The sequence below is a fragment of the Flavobacterium sp. N502536 genome (assembly GCF_025947345.1).
Lineage (GTDB): Bacteria > Bacteroidota > Bacteroidia > Flavobacteriales > Flavobacteriaceae > Flavobacterium.
Genome location: NZ_CP110011.1, coordinates 2,266,572 through 2,290,105, shown reverse-complemented (window position 1 = coordinate 2,290,105; position 23,534 = coordinate 2,266,572). Strand labels below are relative to the sequence as shown.

The following is a 23,534-nucleotide window of genomic DNA, read 5'->3' as shown; positions in this document are numbered from 1 at the left end:
TTATAATTATTTAAGGGGTTATTATTAAAATTGAATTACTGCAGAAAGTATCTGAATTTCACTGAAAAAGCACGTCCGGGTTTTTGAACTTTAAAGTAGTCGTACACCTTTACATCCGTAATATTTCGACATTCGAAAGCCAGATTGTATTTGCCGTGCAGGAAAGAATAGGCCACCATGGCATTTTGTGTAAATTGCTCCGGGATTGCTTTTTTGGTTTCCAGACTTCCCAATACCGGCCATGTCAGATAAAAAGCATCGATATAATTGGCACTTACATTTAAAGAAAGTTTATCGTCCTGATATCTGATGTTTTTAAAATTAAACGTCAGGTCAGCATTTCCGTAGAAGATTGGAACGTTGGGCAATTGTGCGTTATACAAGGCGTCGGGGCTGGTTGTTCCCGTTTTGAATTTGTTTTTATTGAGGCTTTTTTGATAGGTTCCGTTCACCTCAAAATTTACGAAGTCTTTATACCCGTATCTCAAAACACCGTCAACACCTGTTATTTGTACGTTTTGAAGGTTTTCATAAACGGTTTTGTCACCCTCTTGCCTTTCTCTGATAAAATCTTTTGCTTCTCTGTAAATCAAACTCGTTTCTGCATTAAAGTGGTTTTTGCTGTTCTGTGTATTAAAAGCCAGTCCCAGATTGGCATTGTCACTACTTTCCGGTTTTAATCCGATGTTGCTGTTTATGGTCAACCCGTCACCCAGCATTTCTGTAGCCGATGGCAAACGATAAGCATGCTCATAAGACCCTTTAATTTGAAATTGTTCGGACAAATGGTAGGCTGAAGTTGCACCATAACCATAATTTGTCGACGATAATGATTGTGTTACATTGTTGACAATCATTTGAGTGGCCAAATCAAACATTTTTCCAAAACCCGAAATTGCCAATCGGTTATCGAGACCACTAAAATTGTAGCTCAGTCCCAATATATTTTTATCAATAGTTGGTTCGCCCAGCTCAACAACTCTTAAGTATTCATTGGTTTCTTTACGTTTGTATCCTAAATAAGAGTAGTTAACCGCCAATGAATGCTGTTCATTTAGCTGATATTTTAGATTGGTTATGACCTGCGAATTGGTCTCATCATAAACGTACAGGGTTTTATTTCCTAGTTCCCCCTTATCATTGGCTCCGGCAAATTGTCGGTACACATAATTCCCTGTCCAGTCGTACACTCTTGACGAAGTATCTACAGAACGGTTATTTACTAAAGCATAAGTGGAGTTAACACTCAAAGACAATCCCTTGGTAAAAAGATCACTTTTTTTGAATTTCAGCGAAGTAATAAAACTTTGACTATCTGTAAAGGCCTGCCCTACGACTTTTTGCATTGTTCTTCCCTGCTGAATTTCCTTTTTGTTACCGGCTACCGCAAAACCAACAAGCAGATAATCGGCAAAACCTTTGTTTTTAAACCCGGCTTCGGCCATTATGGTTCCCGATTTATATGCATCATGAAAATGCTTGTATTTTTGTTCCGGTAAGAACTTCGAAGTATTCTTATCCACCACACTTACATCTACTTTATAATCGTTGTCGGCATAATTTGCAAAAGCGTTAATGTTGGCGATAAAACCATCTCTGCCTGAGAATCTGGTATTTATTGCGGCCCTGTGCGTGTTAAACGAACCGTAACTGTAAGAAGCATCAATGTAGCGGTTTACATTTTTGTTGGTAACAATATTTACAGCACCACCCAACGCATCTGCTCCCAGTTCTATAGGAACAACTCCTTTGTAAACATCGATTCGTTCGGCCATGTTTACCGGAATGTTGTTGAGCGTAAGTGCTGAACCATAGCTGTCCATAGGTATTCCGTCCAAAAAGAATTTAACCTGATTCCCGGAAAAACCATTCAGCGAAAAGTTAAACGTGGATCCCAATCCTCCATATTCACGAATGCGGACTCCGGTCGTTTTATTCAAAACCTGATTCAAATCAGCCGATGTGTTGTAGGTTTTCTTTAAATCTATGGCAGTAATGTTGTAAGCCTGCTCGCGTGCTCTTTGTACTTTGGACTTTCCGGTTACCGCAACTTCGTTTAAAGCCGCCATATCTTCTTCCATCGTAATATTTTGAGTTGGTTTTCCACCCTGCTTCAAAAAAACTGCCGCTTCGGTTGTTTTATACCCAATATGAGTAACAAGCAAAGTATAATCTCCCGGTTCGGCACTAATTGTATATTCTCCTTTACTGTTGGTTAGGGTCGTATAGGCTGTTCCTTTTAAAGCTACCGAAACTCCTTCGGCTGTTTTCCCTAAATGGGTAACAATAACTCCGGTTAAATTTACTTTGTTCTTTTGCGAGTGCCCCTGAAGTGAAGTCAAAAAAATGGCGATCAAGAGCATTAATCTACTTATTTGCATCCGTTAAATTTTGGTTTGAAAATTAAATTAGCAACAAAATTAGGCTCTCAAAAGGGTTTTTCCTAACTATTTTTAATTATTCTAAATAAGAATAATAATTAACTTTTAAACCTAAGAATAAATAACGAACAGACTAATTCTTAAAGAATAATTAAATTTAGCTTAAACTTTCATTAAGATTTTCTGGCATAAAAGCTAAAATTTCCGGAGTCCGTCTCCTTAAAATCTCGAAAAAGAGCACAAAAAAGCCCGATCACAATGCGATCGGGCTCTCAAAAATTCGTTTAACCGGATTAAAGATCCAGTTCAGAAATGGTATTTTTTATTTCTTCCATAATGATTCTGATGTCATTTTCGGTGGTACGCCAATTGACAAATGACGCTCTGATTCCTTTACGGTTTTGATACACAGTGGGCGTCATAAATACTTTCCCACTATCATTTAAATGCGTCAAAAATTTACTTACATGCTCCTGATTGTTGTCTCCTCTTAGCGTAAAACAAACATTATTCAAGCGGATTGGGGCTAAAAGTTCAAAATTATCGTTTTCAATCAATGCGTTTGCAAAGTGCAGCGCCAATGAAGCACTTTTTTCTACAATGTCCTGAAACCCTTCCTTTCCGTACGCCAGTAACGAAAACCAAACCGGTAATGCTCTTAATCGGCGTGAATTTTCAGGCAACACGTTCAGGTAGTTAAAATTCTCCAACGGGTTCCCTAAATAAGGGGCATTAGAATTCTGAAACGTTTCTATTTGCAGTCCAATATGCTCTTTTTTAATCAAATAAAAAGCACTTTCGTAAGGCACGTTTAACCATTTATGGCAATCAATTGTAATACTGTCTGCTCCTTCCCATCCTTCTACAAGATGCTTGAATTTTTCAGAAACCGCAGCAAATCCGCCAAAAGCGGCATCAATATGCCACCAGAAATTGTATTTCTCTCTAAGTTTTGCAATGGCTGTAAAATCATCAAAATCGGCAGTATTAACGGTTCCTGCACTTGAAATCAGGAGGAATGGCTTTCCATTTAATTGCTCAATCTTCTTTTGCAGATCATCAATATCAATTGCCTCGCGGTTGCCTTCTGCGGTTTTAAGTACAGTGTAATTGCTGCTGCCAATCCCCAGCATTGATAAGCTTTTTACCGAAGAAGAATGAGGTGTTGCAGTTAAGATATTTACAGGTTCTGAAATTCCGTTTTTAGCAAAGTCTTTTCCCAACTGCGCTCCCAGCCATTGTCTTGCCACACCCAGACAGGTAAAATTTGACATGGTCGCTCCCGTCACAAATCCTCCTAAAAAGGATTCCGGCAGCTCCAATAACTGTCGCAACAAATGAATGGTCTCGAACTCTATTAAAGCCGAAGTCCCTCCCTGGCCCTTTACTGCCTGCGTATTCTGATCGTATACGGTAGACAGCCAGTCGCCCACAATAGAGGCCGGCGTTGATCCTCCCGTTACAAAACCTAAATATCTCGGACCAGGCGAAGCGACCATAAGAGGCGCCAGCCTTTCATTAAATTCTTCCAAAGCGCCCAACGATCCTAAACCGGTATCGTTTAGTTTACGGGTGGGGTCAATTGTTTTTGTACTGGAAGTGGGAACGTTTTCAAGATTGTCCAGAAACGCTATTCCGTGCTGTTTTGTTTTTTCAAGGATGTTTTCAAGATCGTTCAGATCATTTTGAAGTATTGAATTCATTGTAAACTACTTTTTAACGCCTAGCTGTGTTTCCGTACTGCCAAAAATTGGCACACGAATTTTACAGCTTAAGCAGATTAACGCTGATTTTAATATTTAAGTTAATTTATTGGGTGTGATTTATTTTAACACATAGTGACATAGGTTTCTGCGTGGAATTAAGGCATTTCACTTTTAATAAAACACAGAACACTATGCGAGAAAAACATGTTTCTTTTAGATATTCTTTTCACATTTCACATCTCACAAAATCTACGTTCCTTTTTGGCTAATTACAACCAACAGATTACGTTAGATTTATTTGTTTTGAAGGATGCCCGCTACCACTTTGTTTTTTCGGAAAACCGCGAGACCATCATCGAACAAATGAGGTCACCGTTTGCATTTAATAGGGTAGCAATTGGGTCGACTAAGGTTCCTAAAATCATGGCAACCGGCAAAGCCTGCTCCATTGGCAGTCCGTAAACTGTAATTGCCAGGACCTCGCCAATATAACCTCCATTTGGGATTCCACCTTCGACAATAGAAACGATTACCGTAATGCCCAACGCCAAAAGTATAGTTGAAGGCGCGGTGAAATCTTTACCAAACATGGCGAAAAGAACGGTAATTTTCAGAATAGACGACATGCTTGAACCGTCTTTGTGCAGTGGTGCTCCGAGCGGAATAACCAAGTTTCTGACGTGCTTTGGGATATTCATCTTCTCGGCTCCTTCCAAATTTGCAGGAATGGTGGCAATACTGCTGCAGGTTCCAACAGCGGTTAAAGCAGGTGTGATGTTATTGCTCCAGAATACGACAAAACCTCTCTTGCCTCCGGCTACCAGCGCATACAAACTAAAAAACACAAAGAAATAAAAGGTACAGGCGGCATAATAAACGCCTAATGGCTTGGCATAAACCCCAAACAATTGTGGTCCAAAAACACCAACCTGATAGGCAAAATAAGCCCCCAAACCAATTGGAGCCAATTTCATAATGAGGTTCAAAAGCTGCTTCATGACTTCGTTACCGGAATCTAAAAAGCTTCTGAATGCACTTCCTTTTTCACCGGAGTGCAGACTTGAAAAACCAATTAAAAAAGAAAAAATGATAAGCGCCAGCATGCTTTTTCTGGACAGCAATTCGAAGAAATCATTTACGGTAACCAGTTGTGCTATTTGCTCGCCAACGCTTCCGGATTGAATGTTTTCTAACGGAACTTTAGACAATACAATATTCTGATGAATCGGAAAAAGATAAACGGCGACAATCATTACGATTGCCGAGATCAAAATAGTCCCTAAAAAAACAGCAACCATTATGACAAACAGCTTCCCCAGCTTTTCTGTTTTTTCTAAACTGGCAATCGAAGATGCAATAGTAAAGAAGATTAAAGGAATGATTGCCGTAAAGAGCAGATTCAAAAAAATATCTCCAAGCGGTTTTATGACTTCTACTTTCTCTCCGAAAACTAATCCCAAAATACTTCCGAGCAGGATTCCTCCCAGAAGCAATAAAATACTGCTGTAACTTTTTAGAAAATTGATCTTTTTAACCTCCATAATTTTAACGGATTACATTCAGAAATAGAAACTCAAAATAAAAATCAATGAAATTACTCAAAAAAAGAGTATTAAAACGGACTGTATCCTTTTTTAATTGCAAAGCAGCAAATAAGCATAACGCTCTTGAAATCTTTAACAATAGGCCGCAAAAAACTGCTGCTGAAGATGGAAAAACTAGCGTTTTCTTAAAACGAGAGTTGTAAAATCCCGATCTACCAACTCGCCTGTTTTACTTTTTACTTTTTCAGTCAGCGTTTCTTTGTGTACGATTTGAAAAGCAGTTTTCCTAATCAGTTTTTCTGCTTTTTCAGTACTGTAAAGTTCAAATTCAAACTGAGTAAATGGCAGCTGTTTCATGAAACTTTCTTCGGCAAAGGTGATGCAAAAAGCACCCTTTGGCTGTAAAACTCTGTAAATTTCTGAGAGTAGCTTCTCCGGTTCCTGCCAAAAGTAAATGGTGTTTACCGTAAATATTTTATCAAAAAAGGCCTCTTCGAATGGAATATCAGTTCCGTCATAAAGAGAAAAATGAGCCTGCTTTTTAGCCACGGCCGCAGCATTGATTTGCTGGGCTTCCTGACACATTAACGTCGACATCTCAAGTCCGTAATAGGTTAGATCCTGAGCCTGGTCCACTATATATTCTAAGTGTCCGGCATTTCCATGACCCAATTCTAAAATTGTATCTCCAGCTGTTAATTGCAGATTTTGAACCGAATGGCGTGTCATATTGATGTTGGTTTCATGCATCATATTGGCCATTTCTATTCCTTTTTCTCCTGAAGGATGCTTTAGCTGTGACGCTATTGCCTGTAATTCTTCTTTTTTCATCCTCGTTACCTTTAAATTTTAATTTATCACGAAGCTTCGGAGCCAAATTCCAAGCTGTTTTTATCATTTCGACAGAGGACAAAAGGAACTCTGTATAGACAGTTTTCAATCTTTGTCGAACTACTGGTGTGATTTACTCCGTCTGTTCGCTATCGCTCGAGTCTCCCTTCGGTCGAAATGACAAACGTTAGACTTAAATTCTTAAAAAATACGACTCGCTATCTGGCGGATATTCTCTGATTTCCCCATTGAGTAATAATGCAATACAGGAACTCCGGCAGCTTTTAACTCTAATGATTGCTGAATGGCCCACTCGATTCCAACTTGCTTGATTTCGGCATTGTTTTTACATTTATCCACTGCATCAATCAAATCCTCTGGCAGGTCGATTCTAAAAATCTGCGGTAAAATCTGTAAATGTCTTTGAACCGCAATTGGCTTGATTCCGGGAATAATTGGAATTGTGATACCAATCTCTCTTGCCTTTTCAACAAAAGCAAAATATTTCGCATTGTCAAAAAACATTTGTGTCACCACATAATCCGCACCCGCATCAACCTTCTCTTTCAATCTTTTCAGATCCGATTGTAAAGATGGCGATTCTAAATGTTTTTCAGGATAACCGGCAACACCAATACAAAAATCGGCTTTATTATCAGCATCCATCACCTCATGCAGGTATTTTCCACTGTTTAAGTTGTTGATCTGACGAACCAGATCGATTGCAAAACTATTTCCACCGGCTTTTGGTACAAAAGACTGTTCGTCTTTCATAGCATCACCACGAAGTGCCATTACGTTATTGATTCCTAAATACTGACAGTCTACCAGCATGTATTCGGTTTCTTCCTGTGTAAAACCGCCACAAAGCAAGTGTGGTACGGTATCTACATTATATTTATGTTTTATAGAAGCACAAATTCCAAGTGTTCCCGGACGCATACGCGTTAGCTTTTTGTCTAAAAGCCCGTTGCCTTTATCAATATAGATATATTCTTCGCGCGAAGTGGTTACATCGATAAATGGCGGTTTAAATTCCATCAAAGGATCGATGTTGTCATATAATTCCTGAATGCTTTTTCCTTTTTGAGGCGGAATAAGTTCAAACGAGAATAATGTATTTCCTTTCGCGTTTTCTATATGTTCTGTTACTTTCATTTTTTAAATTATGTGTTATGAATTATGTGTTTTGAAAAATTGTGTAAAAAATCTGAATCAAAAACATAAATCAAATATTCTTTTTGTTTCAGGTTTCAAGTTTCAGGTTGTTCCGAAAAACCTGAAACTTAAAACTTGAAACCTTGTTTTAATCTGCTATATTAGGGTTTAACCATTTCATTGCGTAATCGGTTGGAACATTACGTCGTTTGGCATAATCAACCACCTGATCTTCTTTTATTTTCCCCAGTCCGAAATACTTACTTTCCGGGTTTCCAAAATAGTAGCCCGAAACTGATGAAGCCGGCCACATCGCCATGCTTTCGGTCAGGGTTACGCCTATTTCTTTTTCTACATTTAAAAGCTTCCAGATTGTTGGTTTCTCCAAATGGTCAGGACAGGCCGGATAACCCGGAGCAGGACGAATTCCTTTGTAATCTTCAGAAATCATTTCTTCGGTGCTTAAGTTTTCATCTGATGAATACCCCAAATTTCCTTACGCACTTTCTCATGAAGATATTCGGCGAAAGCCTCCGCAAAACGATCAGCCAATGCTTTTACCATAATCGAATTATAATCGTCCAAATCCTTTTCAAATTCAGCTGCCCATTCGTCAACACCAAAACCGGTTGTTACACAGAATGCGCCCATATAATCGACTTTCCCACTTTCTTTTGGAGCGATAAAATCAGCCAATGCAATATTGGGTGCCCCTTTTGTTTTTTGTGATTGCTGACGTAAAGTCAAAAATGTCTGCAATGGTTTTCCGTTTTCGTCGGTCAACTCAATATCATCATCGTTGATCTGATTGGCCGGAAATATTCCGTAGATCCCTTTTGCAGATAGTTTTTTCTCTTCTAAAATTACTTTCAGCATTGCCTGAGCATCTTCAAAAACAGAAGTCGCTTCTTTCCCCACAACCTCATCTGTTAAAATTGCCGGATATTTACCAAACAATTCCCAGGTTCTGAAAAACGGTGTCCAGTCGATATACGGAACCAAAACGTCCAGGTCGACTTCAACAATCTGCTCTCCAATTATATTAGGCTTCACTGGATTAAAATTTTCCCAATCCAATTGCAATTTATTCTTACGGGCGTCTTCAATGTTCAGGAAATTTTTATCTCTTGAACGGTTCAGGAATGTTTCTCTAAAAGAATCATACTCTGCACGAATATCGCTTGCATATATCTTACGATTGTGATCTAATAAATTCCCTGCAACAGTAACAGCTCTCGAAGCATCGTTTACGTGAATTACAGTTTCTCTATATTGAGGCGCAATTTTCACGGCGGTATGCGCACGCGAAGTGGTTGCTCCACCTATCATAATCGGAATTTTAATTCCTTGTTTGTCTAGTTCTTTGGCCAGATACACCATTTCGTCAAGCGAAGGCGTAATCAATCCGCTTAATCCAATAATGTCTACATTGTGCTCTATGGCAGCTGCAATAATTTTTTCCGGAGGCACCATAACCCCAAGATCTACAATCTCGTAATTGTTACAGGCCAAAACCACCGAAACAATGTTTTTACCAATGTCGTGAACGTCTCCTTTTACAGTAGCCATCAGAATTTTTCCGTTTCCTTGTTTGTCTCCGGCCTGCTTGCTGGCTTCAATATAAGGCAATAAATAAGCTACGGCTTTTTTCATCACACGTGCCGATTTTACAACCTGTGGCAGGAACATTTTTCCGCTTCCGAACAAATCTCCCACGACGTTCATTCCGGTCATCAAATTGATTTCGATAACTTCAATTGGTTTTGTAGCAGCCAAACGCGCTTCTTCTACATCTTCTTCAATAAAAGCATCCACTCCCTTTACCAGCGAGTGCGTAATACGTTCCTGAACAGTTCCTAAACGCCATTCCTGAATCGCTTTTTCATCTGATTTTACTTCTCCTTTTACGTTCTCGGCAAAATCTAAAAGTCGTTCGGTTGCATCATCACGTCGGTCCAGAATTACATCTTCAACGTGCTCCAGTAAATCTTTTGGAATATCATCGTAAATCGAAAGCATTTCCGGATTTACGATTCCCATAGTCATTCCGTTCTTGATCGCATGATATAAAAATACCGAGTGCATCGCTTCACGAACGGTGTCATTTCCTCTGAAAGAAAACGAAACGTTACTTACTCCCCCGCTAATATGCGCGTGTGGTAAGTTATCACGAACCCATTTTGTTCCTCTAAAAAAGTCAATCGCATTCAAGCGATGCTCTTCCATTCCGGTCGCAACCGGGAAAATATTCAAATCAAAAATGATATCCTGTGGAGGAAAATCAACTTTGTTTACCAAAATATCATACGAACGCTGACAAATTTCAACTCTTCGCTCGAAGTTATCAGCCTGACCTACTTCGTCAAAAGCCATGATTATGGCTGCCGCTCCGTAGCGCTTGATTAATTTAGCATGATGAATAAAGGCTTCTTCTCCTTCTTTTAACGAAATCGAGTTTACAACACTTTTTCCCTGTACTACTTTAAGACCCGCTTCTATGATTTCCCATTTCGAACTGTCGATCATAATAGGTACTCTCGAAATGTCCGGTTCTGATGCAATTAAATTCAAAAATTTAGTCATTGCCTGAACACCATCCAGCATTCCTTCATCCATATTGATATCGATGATCTGTGCTCCTCCCTCTACTTGTTGTCTTGCAATATCAAGTGCCTCATCATATTTCTCTTCCTTGATTAAGCGAAGGAATTTTCTTGAACCCGTGACATTCGTACGCTCTCCAATGTTTACAAAAACGCTGGTGGGTGTAATAATTAACGGTTCTAATCCTGATAATACAAGGTCTCTTCTGTTTTCTGCCATTTTTCTTAAGGTACTAAGTTCCTAAGGTTCTTAGGTTCTGAGTTTTTTATTCTATTTTCTTTCCTATAGGGCTTCTAAAACCTTACAGGCATTTATGTTTATTAATTTGGGCGTGTTTCGCCGCGGCGAATCGGGCTATTCGCTACAAGTCCTCGACCAATTCCGTTATCACTGCATTGGTCTGTGGGCTTTTCACTGCTATCCCTCACGCAAAATCGGTTTCAAAATAATTTTACATTCTTCACGATTTCAATTACCGTTTTTAAATTTTACCAATGTCTTGTTCCTGCGGAACTCTTGTTGATGAATCCTTTTCTTCAACGGAATAAATTCCGTTGCTACAAAATGTATCGTTCCTACGGAACTCAGGGCTATTTTGTAGGGATGGAATTTAATCCATCCGCGTAATCAATAAAATTGTATTACGCAAAAATCGGTGCTACTCTTGGCTTATAATCTTTTGCCACCTCAGCAATTAATCGAATATGATCCGGAGTGGTTCCGCAACAGCCTCCAATAATATTGATTAAATTATCGTCTAAATATTCTTTGATTAAGGCTTGTGTCTGCTCCGGGGTTTCGTCATATTGCCCGAAAGCGTTTGGCAAACCTGCATTTGGATGTGCCGAAACATTAAATTGTGTATGCTGCGATAAGGTTTTTAGGTAAGGTTTCAACAAATCGGCTCCTAAAGCGCAATTAAAACCTACACTCAATAACGGAATATGAGATACCGAGATCAGAAATGCCTCCACCGTTTGCCCCGAAAGTGTTCTTCCCGAAGCATCCGTGATGGTTCCTGAAACCATGATTGGAATATCCAGATTACGCTCTTCTTTTACTTCTTCGATCGCAAAAAGTGCCGCTTTGGCATTTAGCGTATCAAAGATGGTTTCTACCAAAAGTAAATCACAGCCTCCATCCATTAAGGCTTCTGCCTGTTGCTTGTAGGCAATTCGCAAATCATCGAACGTTACTGCTCTGTATCCCGGATCGTTTACGTCCGGAGACATACTTGCCGTTCTGTTTGTTGGTCCGATTGAACCTGCAACAAAACGTGGTTTGTCCGGATTTTTAGCGGTAAATTCATCTGCTACTTCACGGGCAATTTTAGCCGATTCGTAGTTCAATTCATAAACCAAATCTTCCAGGAAATAGTCGGCCATACCGATCGTAGTTCCTGAAAAAGTATTGGTTTCTACAATGTCTGCACCTGCTTCATAATAAGCAGCGTGAACATCGCGAATTGCTTGTGGTTGTGTTATGGATAGTAAATCGTTGTTTCCTTTTAAGGGATGAGGGAAATCTTTGAAACGCTCTCCTCTAAAATCTTCTTCCGAGAAATTATAGCGCTGCAACATCGTTCCCATTGCCCCGTCAAGGATTAGGATATTTTTTTTTATTGCTTCCTGAATTGTTATTGACATATTGTTTCCTCTTTTAGCTGCTAAGACACTAAGGCGCTGAGCTGCTAAGTTTATTTAATTCTATTTCCGGTTTTAAACCCGATGCGCCAACATCCTCGTAGTAAAACGAATAGATATAGGCGAAAGCGGGAACTGTTGACTGCAAAAATGCGCCAATGATTCGCTCCTGTTACTAAATTGCTTTAGTAAATATTGTATGTTTTCTGGAAAAGTTTTGAGAAATACGTGTAATGTATTTGTGTTATCTATCTTAAATACAATGAATTTGTATTAAGTAGAATGTAGCACCTTCTTTATGATAAAGGGTTGCTAAGGTTTCATTGGGTCTTTCCCTCCGCCTTTCGTGATAACTGTCAATAATTTTAAGAACAGTGCAAAGTAAAGACATAAGCTTAACAATTGCAAGTTTTTTTTAAGTTTCTGAGGGGCTAAGGTTCTGAGGGACTAAGTTTAAAGTTTTCACTATGTTTTTTGATACTGTTCTCACCTCTATCGTTGAGCTCCAGCAGAGCGACATTGCCTTTCTCTTGCTGATTTACGTATCACTCCTCCGGGGCTTTTTTACAAATACCTTTAATCCTATTCTACAAATATGTAATCCCTACGGGATTAAAAAAAATTTAGCTCCTAAGGAGCGTAATACTTATAGAAAAACAATTATACAAACAAATGAGCTCCAGCCGAGCGACATTGCCTTTCTCTTGCTGATTTATCTATCGCCCCTCCGGGGCTTTTTTCACAAATACCTTTAATCCTATTCTACTACTACAAATATGTCATCCCTAAGGGATTAAAAAAAAGCTCAAACTAAAAGTTTGAGCTTTACTATATTAAAAATCTTAGCGCCTTAGTCCCTTAGAACCTTAGCAACTTAAAGATTAAATGATCGCTTTAACAACTGCTTTCGGAGCTTCTTTACGAGTTCCGTCAAAACCGTCTACACCCGAAACAGTGGTATATTTTAAAACGTATTTTTTACCCGGATTGATGATCTGGTACGCTGCCTGACACATTAAAGTTGCTTCGTGGAATCCACAAAGAATCAGTTTTAATTTCCCTGGATAAGTGTTTACGTCTCCAATAGCGAAGATTCCCGGAATATTGGTTTGATAATCTAATGCATTATTTACTTTAATCGCATTTTTTTCGATTTCTAATCCCCAGTCTCCGATTGGTCCTAACTTTGGTGTAAGTCCGAAAAGCGGAATAAAATAATCCGTTTCGATTTTACGGTGTGCTCCGTTTTCTTCGATATCTAGTGATTCAATATGCTCAGCACCATTGATTCCGATTACTTCTGCCGGTGTAATTAGTTTAATTTTTCCAGCAGTTTTTAATTCCTGTACTTTTTCTACAGAGTCTAAAGCTCCTCTGAATTCGTTTCTACGGTGAATCAAAGTAACTTCTGAAGCTACATTCGCCAAAAAGATACTCCAGTCTAATGCTGAGTCTCCTCCTCCGGCGATTACCACTCTTTTGTCTCTGAATTTCTCCGGATTTTTGATGAAGTATTTTACTCCTTTATCTTCATAAAACTCAATATCTTCGATAAGTGGCTTACGTGGTTCAAAACTTCCAAGACCTCCGGCGATAGCAATAACCGGTGCGTGAAATTTAGTCCCTTTATTTGAGGTTACAATGAAACTTCCGTCTTCTTGTTTGTCAATCGTTTCTGCACGCTCTCCTAAAGTAAAACCAGGCTCAAATTGTTTGATTTGCTCTTGCAGTCCGTCAATCAAATCTCCTGCTAATACTTCCGGGAATCCAGGAATATCATAAATAGGCTTTTTTGGATACAATTCTGAAAGTTGCCCTCCCGCTTGTGGCAAAGCATCTAAAATATGACATTTTAATTTTAATAATCCTGCCTCGAAAACGGCAAATAAACCTGTTGGGCCTGCTCCAATTATAAGTATATCTGTTTTAATCATTATGTTGTTGTTTATAATCATTCTTAATAATGCAAAGGAACGAATAATTTATTCTATTTTCAATGATTTTTGTCATTGATTTCTTTGCGGAAATTTTTACTCTTTATTTTTTAATGAAGCGGTTATCTCGTTCATCCATCGGGTTAAAACCCGACGCTACAATAGGAACCGTTCTTTCGGAACTATTACTATTCCTTATTTTTTAATGACGCTGTGATTTCGTTCATTCTTTTAACCTTTTCTTCAAAATTACCTTTTAATGTCTTTCGATATTCATTAAGGTTTTCAACCATTGTATTGATATCTTCAGGAATTACCTCTTCAAAAAACTCCCTTAGCCTTTTGGCTGTTGTTGGTGATTTTCCGTTGGTCGAAATGGCGATTTTTACATTCCCTTTCGTTACAATTCCTCCCAGATAATAATCACACAAATCCGGTGTATCGGCTATATTACAAATCAAATAACGCTTTCGGGATAATTCGTATACCTTTTTATTGACTTTTAAATCGTCGGTACAGGCAATTACCATATGGCGTTTTTTGAGCATTTTCTTTTTGAACTTCGATTTTGTCAATGTAATCGAAGGATGTTTCTCGGCCAAAACCTTTATTTCTAAATGAAAATTTGGTGCTACCACCTCAACATTTGCATTCGGGCTCGACTTTAATAAAAAAGAGAGCTTTTCTAATCCAACATTTCCTCCGCCAACAATCAGAACATTCAGATTGTGAAGTTTCAGGAATACAGGATATAATTCGTTTTGTTCCATTTTAATTTTTATTACCGGTGCAAAGTTCGCCCAGAACAATTTATCATGCAAACATCGGGTTAAGACCTAAAGCTGCAAAATTGGTTGTTCCTGACGAGACAATTACTAACGAATCATTTCTTTCGAGAGAAATTCTTCATAAAATCCTTTCAGTTTATTGCTTTCGCGAACAACCTCTCCAAGAACAATAATGGCAGGCGAACTCAGTTTTTTCTCTTTTACAATTTCTAAAATCGAATCTACCGTCCCTACACCTACTTTTTCATCGGCCAAGGTTCCGTTTTGAATAATCGCTACGGGTAAATTTCCTTTGCTTTCTTTCTGAAACAAATCAATAATCTGAGGCAGTTTGTGCATTCCCATCAAAATTACGACTGTTGCAGATGATTGTGCCGCCAAAGCAACATCCGAAGACAATTTCCTGTCAGAAGTTGTACCGGTTATGGCCCAGAAGCTTTCAGAAACACCTCTTTTGGTAATCGATATTCCCTGACTTGCAGGAACGGCCACTACCGAAGATATTCCGGGAACTACAAATGTCTCTATTCCGAAACTTTCTATAAATTCAATTTCTTCACTTCCACGTCCAAAAATAAACGGGTCACCCCCTTTTAAACGCACAACATTACCATAGGTCAACGCATTATCCACAATCAATTGATTGATCTGATCCTGCGTGTAAGCATGATTCCCTATTTTTTTCCCTACAAAAATACGGATTGCATTTTTAGGAGCGTGTGCTAATATTTCTTCATTGGCCAATGCATCGTACAAAACCACATTCGCTTCAGCAAGTGCTTTTACAGCTTTGAGCGTAAGCAAATCCGGATCGCCGGGACCCGCACCAACTAAAGTTACTTTTGGTTTGATATTAAGCATTTTCTAATTCTTGAGCTCTATATTTTTCTATGGTATCAAAAAATGCAATTCCTTCCTGAATGTATTGTTTTGCAAAAGCTTCTGAAGGCTGTGTTGTATTAATTTGATACACTAATTCTCTGAATGACGTTGCCAGTTCAATTTTACCGGTTGTAATGAAAACGGTATCAAATAAATCAACGATTCCTGCGTGATTGTTTGTTTTTTCGTTTTCAGAAAGCAGTAACGCTTTTGCACCGTTTACAAATCCGGCATAAGCATGATAAATAGCATCCGACCATTTGTTTTCATCAAAAGATTCCTGAGCAAAAGTCAGTTTGTCTTTGGCTTCCAGCAATAAAGTAGCCACCAAATCAATTACCACTCCGGCACATTCTCCAACTCCAACTGCTTTTACGTAATTGTCGGCATTTCCCCAATCTACAAAATCAGCTTCGGTTAAATTCGTTACATCTGACAAAGGTTTTAAGATTTCATAGAAATATTTTTCTCCTTTTTCATCATAGTAATTCAGGAATTTTTGTCCGTTTGCATTTGCATTAAAATCATTTAAAATGGTACGCAAAGCATCCGGTCCTCTTCGGCTTGGAATTTTGATTACTTTATCAGCAAAACGTCCAGCTCCATTTCCTAATCTTCCTCCGCCTAACAAAACCTGTAAAGCAGGAGCTACCAGTTTTCCGGAGTTGATTGACATTCCCTGAAAACCAATTGCCGACATGTTGTGCTGCCCGCAAGCATTCATACAACCACTGATTTTGATTTCAATTTCGCGGTTGTTTAAATACTGAGGATATTCAGCACTTAATACTTTCTCTAATTCTTCTGCAATTCCGGTACTACTTGCAATCCCCAAATTGCAAGTATCTGTACCCGGACATGCTGTAATATCTGCTGTTGAATTATACCCCAAATGAACAAAGTTCAGCTTGGCTAATTCCTGATAGAAGAATGGTAAGTTTGCTTCTTTCACATGACGTATTACAATATTTTGACGCAATGAAAAACGAAGTTCATTTGCAGCATAGTTTTTAATTAAATCAGCTAATAATCTGGCTTTATCGGTGTAAAAATCCCCTAATAAAACTTTGATTCCTATAGCATAATAACCTGCTTGTTTCTGAGCGATTACATTTGATTTTTTCCAGGCTTCATAAGCTGCTGTATCTTCAATTGTAACTTGCGGAACTTCTAATAACGGCTCCGGAATTGGTCCGTCAAAAGCAGTTGTATCAATTTCGTACGTTTCAAAAGCGATTGCTTTTTTCTCTTTTTCAACCAAATCAAGGAAAACATCTCTTCCCATTTCTTTGATTAAGAATTTCATACGGGCTTTCATTCTTTTTGCACGCTCACCGTATCGGTCAAAAATACGAATGATCCCTTCTGCTGTTGGAATAATCTGATTCGCCGGTACAAACTCTGAAAGCAATTCGGCATGAGCCGGCTGAGAACCTAATCCTCCGCCAAACATGATTTTAAAACCACGTTCGCCATTGACAATTTTTGGAATAAATCCTAAATCATGCAAATAACTCAAAGCAGTATCTTCGTCTGAAGATGAGAACGAAATTTTGAATTTACGTCCCATTTCCTGACAGATTGGATTTCTTAACAGATATTGAAATAAGGCGTGCGCATAAGGCGAAACGTCAAACGGTTCGTTTACGTCTACACCTGCTAACTCGCTTCCGGTAATGTTTCTAACGGTATTCCCGCAAGCTTCACGTAAGGTAACATCGTCTTTAGCCAAATTTGCCCAAAGCTCCGGAGTTCGGTCCAGACTTACATAGTGAATCTGAATGTCCTGACGTGTCGTAATGTGCAAACGTCCTGTAGAATATTCATCAGAAACTTTTGTAATACGAATCAATTGTTCGCTCGTTACTTTACCATAAGGCAATTTAATACGAATCATTTGAACACCTTCCTGACGCTGCCCGTAAATTCCGCGCGCTAAACGAAGACTACGAAAACGTTCATCATCAATTTTTCCTCCACGGAACAAATGAATCTTTTTTTCTAAATCGATAATCTCTTTCTGAACTACCGGATTTTCTATTTCTGTTCTAAAACTTTCCATTTTCTTTCTCTTGCTTTAGGCTTTAAGCTGTATGCTTTAGGCTTTTTTAACTTTGTGTTTTTAGCTTAAAGCCTATTGCTTATAGCTTACAGCAGTAAAACTATCTGATGAATCCTACTCCTGCCGTTGTATTGGTTGCAGTATCAATTAAGATAAATGCCCCGTTTGATTTATTGTCGTTGTAGGCATCAAAATATAAAGGCTTGCTTAATTTGATACTTACTTCTCCAATTTCGTTGATTGCTAATTGTGAAGCTTCTTTTGTTCCGGAATAATCCGTTGAGATCGTATTTTTGATACTTTCAACTTTTGCCAAAACCGAATTGGTGTTGTGTTGAACGATATATTTTGTACCCGGAACCAGTTTTTTACTGTCCATCCAGCATACCGTTGTGTTGATTTCTTTTTCAATTTTCGGAAGCTCTGACGATTTTACAATCATATCACCTCTTGTCACATTGATATCATTTTCTAGTTCGATGGTAATCGAAGAACCTGCAACAGCCTCATCAAATTGCTTATCGAAAAAATGAATTTTAGTTACTTTTGATTCTGTTAAAGAAGGCAATACGGTAACCGCATCCCCTACTTTTATTGAGTTTCCGTATAATTTACCGGCATAACCTCTAAAGTCGTGGTATTCTTCTGTTTTAGGACGAATCACAGTCTGAACCGGGAAACGTGCTTTTCCTGCTTCAAAAACATCTGAAGAATGCAGTCCTTCCAAATGCTCGAGAACAGTTTGCCCGTCGTACCACTTCATGTTCTCCGATTTATCCACTACGTTTCCTCCGTTGATTGCACTAAGCGGAATGTAGCTTACATTTTGTTCTTTGAAAGTACTCTTAGCATTTAAGGCCTGGAAATCGGCTTTGATTTTATTGAAAACTTCCTCCGAATAATCCACTAAGTCCATTTTATTGATCGCAACGATTACCTCTTTTACTCTCAATAAATTATTGATAAAAAAGTGACGGTACGTTTGCTCAATTACTCCTTTTCTCGCATCAATTAAGATGATCGATACTTGTGAAGTTGAAGCTCCCGTTACCATGTTTCTGGTATATTCTACGTGACCCGGAGTATCGGCAATGATGTAACTTTTCTTTGCAGTCGAAAAATAAATATGCGCCACGTCAATCGTGATTCCCTGCTCTCTTTCCGCTACTAATCCATCTGTTGCCAATGAAAAATCAAGGTAATCGTATCCTTTTTGCTTACTGCTTTTCTCAATCGCTTCAATCTTATCTGTTGTCAATGATTTGGTATCGTACAATAATCTTCCAATCAAAGTACTTTTTCCGTCATCTACACTTCCTGCTGTTGCTATTTTTAAAACTTCCATTCTGTATTTTTTGTTTCAGGTTTCAAGTTTAGTTTCAGGTTTCAAGTTGATTTCCTTTGAACTAAAATTTCAAGCTGTATGTTTTTTTGATTCTTACTTTTTAATTAATAATTTATAATTCACAATTAATAATTATTAAAAATACCCTTGTTGTTTTCTCTTTTCCATTGCAGCTTCAGAACGCTTGTCATCAATTCTGGCTCCTCTTTCTGAGATAGTCGAAGTTCTGATTTCTCCAACTACTTCCTCAATGGTTGCTGCATAAGATTCAACAGCTGCCGTACAGCTCATATCTCCAACGGTTCTGAAGCGAACAATTCTTTCTTCGATTTGTTCGTCTTCTTCCTGGTACACAAAAGGAGAATGTGACCAGATCAAACCGTCTCTCAAAAAAACTTTTCTTTTATGCGAAAAATAAATAGACGGAATCTCGATGTGCTCTTTCTCGATATAACTCCATACATCTAATTCTGTCCAGTTTGAAATTGGGAAAACACGAACGTTTTGACCGTTCTCGATTTTTCCATTCAGAATATCAAACAATTCCGGACGCTGATTTTTCTCATCCCACTGACCAAAATCGTCACGAACGGAGAAAATACGCTCTTTTGCTCTTGCCTTTTCCTCATCACGACGCGCTCCACCAATACAGGCATCAAACTTAAATTCTTCAATGGCATCTAAAAGTGTTGTAGTCTGCAGGCTGTTTCTACTGGAATATTTACCCGTTTCTTCAACCACTTTTCCTTCATCAATAGCATCCTGAACATTACGTACGATTAATTCCAATCCTAGTTCTTCTACCAATTTATCTCTGAAAGCGATAGTCTCAGGGAAATTATGTCCCGTATCAACGTGCAAAAGAGGAAACGGAATTTTTGCCGGGAAAAATGCTTTTTGTGCCAAACGCACCAATGTTATCGAATCTTTTCCTCCAGAAAAAAGCAAAACCGGTTTATCGAACTGTGAAATTACTTCTCTGAAAATGTATATTGCTTCGCTCTCTAAAGCGTTTGTTTTTAATACTGAACTCATTTTGTTTTTTTGTTTGATATTTTTTAGCCTCAGGTTTTAGATCTTAAATTTTGTGAGTTGCCCTAAAACCTTCCTCTATTTATTCTGTTATTATCCTCTCTTCAACGGGTTACAATCCGTTGCTACATTATAAATCCTTTTCCCATTCCCATCGGGTTGAAACCCGACGCTATAATATGGATCGTTCCTTCGTCTTCATCGGGTTGAAACCCGACGCTACAATATCGGTCGTTCCTTCGGAACTCAAAATCTATATTCTCTAGCTTCTTTCTTCTACTTACTCTTTTTTAGCGCTATGCAAACCACATTCTTTATGGCTTGATTCCCACCACCATCTTCCGGCTCTGATATCTTCACCGGGAAAATTGCTCTGGTACAAGGCGCACAACCAATGCTTACAAAACCTTGCTTGTGTAAAGCATTTTGAGGAACATTGTTTTCTGATAAATAAACCTCAACCTCTTCTAAAGTCCATTTTAGTAATGGGTTGAACTTTATAATTTCAAAACCTCCGTCGTATTCAAACAATTGCAAATCATTTCTATTCTCCGACTGCTCTGCTCTTAAACCTGTGATCCAAATAGAATTTCCTGCTAACGCTTTTCGTAACGGAACTACTTTTCGAATAAAGCAGCATTCTTTTCTGTTCTCAACTGAATCATAAAAACTGTTTGGGCCTTTATGTTTTAGTAAATTTTCTACAGCTGTTGCTTCCGGAAAATAAACCTCAATCGGTTTTTTGTATTTTTTTAATGTCTTATGAAAAACGTCATACGTTTCCTGAAATAACCTTCCGGTATCTAATGTGAAAATGGAAATATCCTGATTGCTTTTTGCAATAAAATCAGTGATAACCTGATCTTCCTGTCCAAAAGATGTTGAAAAAATTACTTTCCCCGGATATTCAGCTGCTAAGAAAGCTAAGGTTTCATCAAGTGAAAAGTCTTTCGTTTTATCTAATAATGATTGTATAATAGTCGCACTCATATCCTCTTTCTTTCCTTCTAAAAAATATTACAATAATTTAGATAATGTTTTTAAACTCAATAGTATAATTAAAACTCCAACTGCAATCATCATTGGTTTTCTTTTGATTTTATTTAAAAGATAAGCTCCTAATGGTGCAGCAATTACACCTCCTAAAATCAAACCTATAATAACCTGCCAACCGTGGATTCCGCCAAAAAGCATGAAGGTTAAACCACTTGCAAACGAAATTGCGAACTCAGCAGCATTTACAGAACCTATGGTATATCTTGGGTTTCTTCCTCTTCCTAATAAGGTTGAAGTCACTATCGGCCCCCAGCCTCCGCCTCCAACTGAATCCATAAAACCTCCAAAAACAGCCAGAAATCCTAATTTTTTAGTCTTCTTTTTGACGATCTTTTTAACTAAAGCTTTTCGAATAATTATAAGCGCCAAAACAATCATATAAACTGCAATAAAAGGCTTTATAATATCACCGTTAATAACATCCGATAATAAATATGCTCCAATTATTGAACCTAAAACACCCGGAATCAATAAATGTTTGACCAGCTTTTTATTGATATTTCCAAATCGGTGATGAGAAAGTGCCGATGCTCCCGTAGTAAACATTTCTGACACGTGAACCGCAGTACTGCTAATTACTGGCGGAACTCCGTAGGCCAATAAAAAGGATGTGGAAGTTGCCCCATAACCCATTCCTAAAGTCCCGTCGACCAATTGTGCAAAAACTCCAATGGCAAAAAACACTAAAAACTCCTGATTAAAACCATCAATAAACGCATCCCACGAAAATTCAGCATGGTGATTGTAGATCAACGTTGTCAACAAACCGATTAGTAAAACAGCCGGTACTAAAACCCACAATCTTTCTTTTATTGCTGTATCAGACTTAACTGCTACGGTATTTATTTTTAGCTCTTTTTCCATTCTAATGGTTCGTTTTATTTTAAAAATCTATTACCCTATCGGGTTAGTAGATTGAATGGCAAAATTACTACTTATTTCTAAATATCAAAACAATATTTGATATTTTTACGTGGCTATCTGATATAAGGCTAATGGAGTGCCCCACACAAAGGTATCAACAAATCATTCTCACAAGTAAAAAAACTCATTATATTGTATTTCAACACTATAGCTCTTAAACTTTTCGTATTCTTAGAATACCTTTTTTAAAGTCTACCAGATCTATAGGATAATTATAAAATTGTTGCTATTTTTACCTCAAATTTTTATTCATGGATTTTCAAATAGGTCTTGTAATTGCGGGTTTAGTTGTAGGTTTTGTAGTAGGTCTGACGGGTGTTGGAGGCGGCTCTTTGATGACTCCCATTTTATTATGGTTTGGCATCCCTCCAACGACAGCAGTTGGTACCGATTTACTATATGCTGCTTTTACTAAAATGGGAGGCGTTTTTGTACATCATAAAAAAGGCAACATCAATTGGTCTATTACAGGCTGGCTCACTTTGGGCAGCGTTCCTGCCGCATTACTGACTTTATGGATACTAAACAGTATCAAAACGGATATTACGACTATAAATGCGGTGATCAAATACAGTTTGGGATGGGCGCTACTGTTTACTTCGATTGCCATACTATTCAAGAAAAGACTATTGGTGTTTTCGCAGAAACATGCGGGAGACAAATTTCACAGCGAAAGTCACACACAAAATATGCTGACGGTTGGAATTGGAGTTTTACTGGGCGCAACCGTAACCCTTACTTCGATCGGAGCCGGAGCTCTGGGCACCGTTACTTTGTTTTTCTTATATCCGCTCTTGCCTACTCCACGTTTGGTAGGAACCGAAATCGCACACGCTGTACCTCTGACGCTGGTCGCCGGAATCGGACATGCCTCAATGGGAAATTTAGACCTTCTTTTATTGGGGCAATTGTTATTAGGATCACTCCCCGGAATTTTTATCGGAAGTATGTTAAGCGGAAAAGTACCCGATTTATTTCTTAGAAATGCGATTGCCGTAATGCTTTTTCTGGCCGGTTATAAATTGATTTTTTAAATTAATTACAGGCTTTCAAAATAAAATCTGAACCCAAAAAGAAAAGACCATTTCATTAAAAATATTGAAATGGTCTTTTTTTATAGGAATTCTGAAGGGGAAATCGAATTAAAATGCGATATCCGCCAACGAGTTACTTTCAAGAATTTTAAGGGTATTATCCCTAACCTCAGTCATTAATCGTCGTGCAGCACAGCTTGCTTCATCGTCGCAGTCGTCACATCTTTCATAAAAATTATGACTTGCACAGGGAAGCAATGCAATAGGTCCCTCGAGAATACGATATACCTTAGCCATACTAATATCTTTGGGGTCTTTGATCAGATAATAACCGCCGCCTTTTCCTTTTTTAGCTCCCAGAAAACCTGAGTTCCTAAGCAGCAGCAAAATACTTTCTAAAAACTTAATTGAAATATGTTCACTTTTCGCAATTTCAGCAATTTGTACAGGCTCATTGTTTTCACGTCTGGCCAGATAAGTTAAAGCTTTAATTCCGTATTTTGTTTTCTTTGAAAGCACGTTATATCTATTTTAATTGCGGATTGCTAATTTTAGTCTTGATCTAAAACAACAATCGTCTTGTTTTTCTGCCACAAAAATAAACTTTTTA

15 protein-coding genes, 2 pseudogenes and 1 riboswitch are annotated in these 23,534 nt (G+C 38.2%); of the genes and pseudogenes, 1 reads left to right on the top strand and 16 read right to left on the bottom strand.

The genetic code is table 11. From position 1 onward, the window contains the following. Positions 1 to 35: 35 nt before the first annotated feature. From OLM61_RS10075 to OLM61_RS10005, 15 genes and pseudogenes are all read right to left on the bottom strand, one after another. Entirely contained in the window at positions 36 to 2,381 is a 2,346-nt protein-coding gene (locus tag OLM61_RS10075; RefSeq protein WP_264526211.1) for a TonB-dependent receptor, read from the bottom strand. Between the two features lie 293 nt (positions 2,382 to 2,674). Beyond that, positions 2,675 to 4,084, bottom strand: coding sequence for a pyridoxal phosphate-dependent decarboxylase family protein (locus OLM61_RS10070; protein ID WP_264526210.1), 1,410 nt, complete (start codon positions 4,082 to 4,084; stop codon positions 2,675 to 2,677). 320 nt (positions 4,085 to 4,404) lie between these two features. After that, on the bottom strand, positions 4,405 to 5,628 hold the full coding sequence (locus OLM61_RS10065; RefSeq protein ID WP_264526209.1) for a dicarboxylate/amino acid:cation symporter: 1,224 nt from the start codon (positions 5,626 to 5,628) through the stop codon (positions 4,405 to 4,407). A gap of 177 nt (positions 5,629 to 5,805) precedes the next feature. Beyond that, entirely contained in the window at positions 5,806 to 6,462 is a 657-nt protein-coding gene (locus tag OLM61_RS10060; RefSeq protein ID WP_264526208.1) for a class I SAM-dependent methyltransferase, read from the bottom strand. A 201-nt stretch (positions 6,463 to 6,663) separates the two neighbouring features. Further along, a complete protein-coding gene (gene metF, locus OLM61_RS10055) occupies positions 6,664 to 7,620 on the bottom strand; it encodes a methylenetetrahydrofolate reductase [NAD(P)H] (RefSeq protein ID WP_264526207.1) in 957 nt (318 codons plus the stop codon). Positions 7,621 to 7,768: 148 nt separating this feature from the next. Next, positions 7,769 to 10,443 (bottom strand): annotated as a pseudogene (gene metH / locus OLM61_RS10050) (methionine synthase). A gap of 422 nt (positions 10,444 to 10,865) precedes the next feature. Further along, positions 10,866 to 11,870 carry a homocysteine S-methyltransferase family protein gene (locus OLM61_RS10045; RefSeq protein ID WP_264526206.1) on the bottom strand — a complete coding sequence of 335 codons (1,005 nt, stop codon included), beginning with the start codon at positions 11,868 to 11,870 and terminating at the stop codon, positions 10,866 to 10,868. Positions 11,871 to 12,108: 238 nt separating this feature from the next. Further along, positions 12,109 to 12,223: riboswitch (SAM riboswitch) on the bottom strand. A gap of 525 nt (positions 12,224 to 12,748) precedes the next feature. After that, entirely contained in the window at positions 12,749 to 13,801 is a 1,053-nt protein-coding gene (locus tag OLM61_RS10040) for an NAD(P)/FAD-dependent oxidoreductase (RefSeq protein WP_264526205.1), read from the bottom strand. Positions 13,802 to 13,989: 188 nt separating this feature from the next. After that, positions 13,990 to 14,571, bottom strand: coding sequence for a bifunctional precorrin-2 dehydrogenase/sirohydrochlorin ferrochelatase (locus OLM61_RS10035; RefSeq protein WP_264526204.1), 582 nt, complete (start codon positions 14,569 to 14,571; stop codon positions 13,990 to 13,992). A 105-nt stretch (positions 14,572 to 14,676) separates the two neighbouring features. Next, positions 14,677 to 15,450, bottom strand: a complete 774-nt coding sequence (gene cobA, locus OLM61_RS10030; RefSeq protein ID WP_264526203.1) for a uroporphyrinogen-III C-methyltransferase — start codon at positions 15,448 to 15,450, stop codon at positions 14,677 to 14,679. Then, complete coding sequence (locus OLM61_RS10025) at positions 15,443 to 17,533, bottom strand: nitrite reductase (protein WP_264526202.1); 2,091 nt, start codon at positions 17,531 to 17,533, stop codon at positions 15,443 to 15,445. Before OLM61_RS10025 ends, cobA begins: the two co-directional genes overlap by 8 nt. Positions 17,534 to 17,633: 100 nt before the next feature. Continuing rightward, positions 17,634 to 18,878 (bottom strand): sulfate adenylyltransferase subunit 1, encoded by a 1,245-nt coding sequence (locus OLM61_RS10020; RefSeq protein ID WP_264526201.1) that lies wholly within the window; start codon positions 18,876 to 18,878, stop codon positions 17,634 to 17,636. 135 nt (positions 18,879 to 19,013) lie between these two features. Further along, positions 19,014 to 19,913, bottom strand: a complete 900-nt coding sequence (gene cysD / locus OLM61_RS10015) for a sulfate adenylyltransferase subunit CysD (RefSeq protein ID WP_264526200.1) — start codon at positions 19,911 to 19,913, stop codon at positions 19,014 to 19,016. A 277-nt stretch (positions 19,914 to 20,190) separates the two neighbouring features. Further along, a pseudogene (locus OLM61_RS10010) lies at positions 20,191 to 20,900 on the bottom strand (phosphoadenylyl-sulfate reductase). 27 nt (positions 20,901 to 20,927) lie between these two features. Further along, entirely contained in the window at positions 20,928 to 21,830 is a 903-nt protein-coding gene (locus OLM61_RS10005; RefSeq protein WP_264526199.1) for a sulfite exporter TauE/SafE family protein, read from the bottom strand. Between the two features lie 311 nt (positions 21,831 to 22,141). Here OLM61_RS10005 and OLM61_RS10000 point away from each other — a divergent pair, with 311 nt between their 5' ends. Continuing rightward, a complete protein-coding gene (locus tag OLM61_RS10000) occupies positions 22,142 to 22,924 on the top strand; it encodes a sulfite exporter TauE/SafE family protein (protein WP_264526198.1) in 783 nt (260 codons plus the stop codon). A gap of 108 nt (positions 22,925 to 23,032) precedes the next feature. On the opposite strand, the gene OLM61_RS09995 is transcribed toward OLM61_RS10000, so the two are convergent. Then, positions 23,033 to 23,443 carry an RrF2 family transcriptional regulator gene (locus OLM61_RS09995; protein WP_179003218.1) on the bottom strand — a complete coding sequence of 137 codons (411 nt, stop codon included), beginning with the start codon at positions 23,441 to 23,443 and terminating at the stop codon, positions 23,033 to 23,035. Between the last annotated feature and the right edge of the window lie 91 nt (positions 23,444 to 23,534).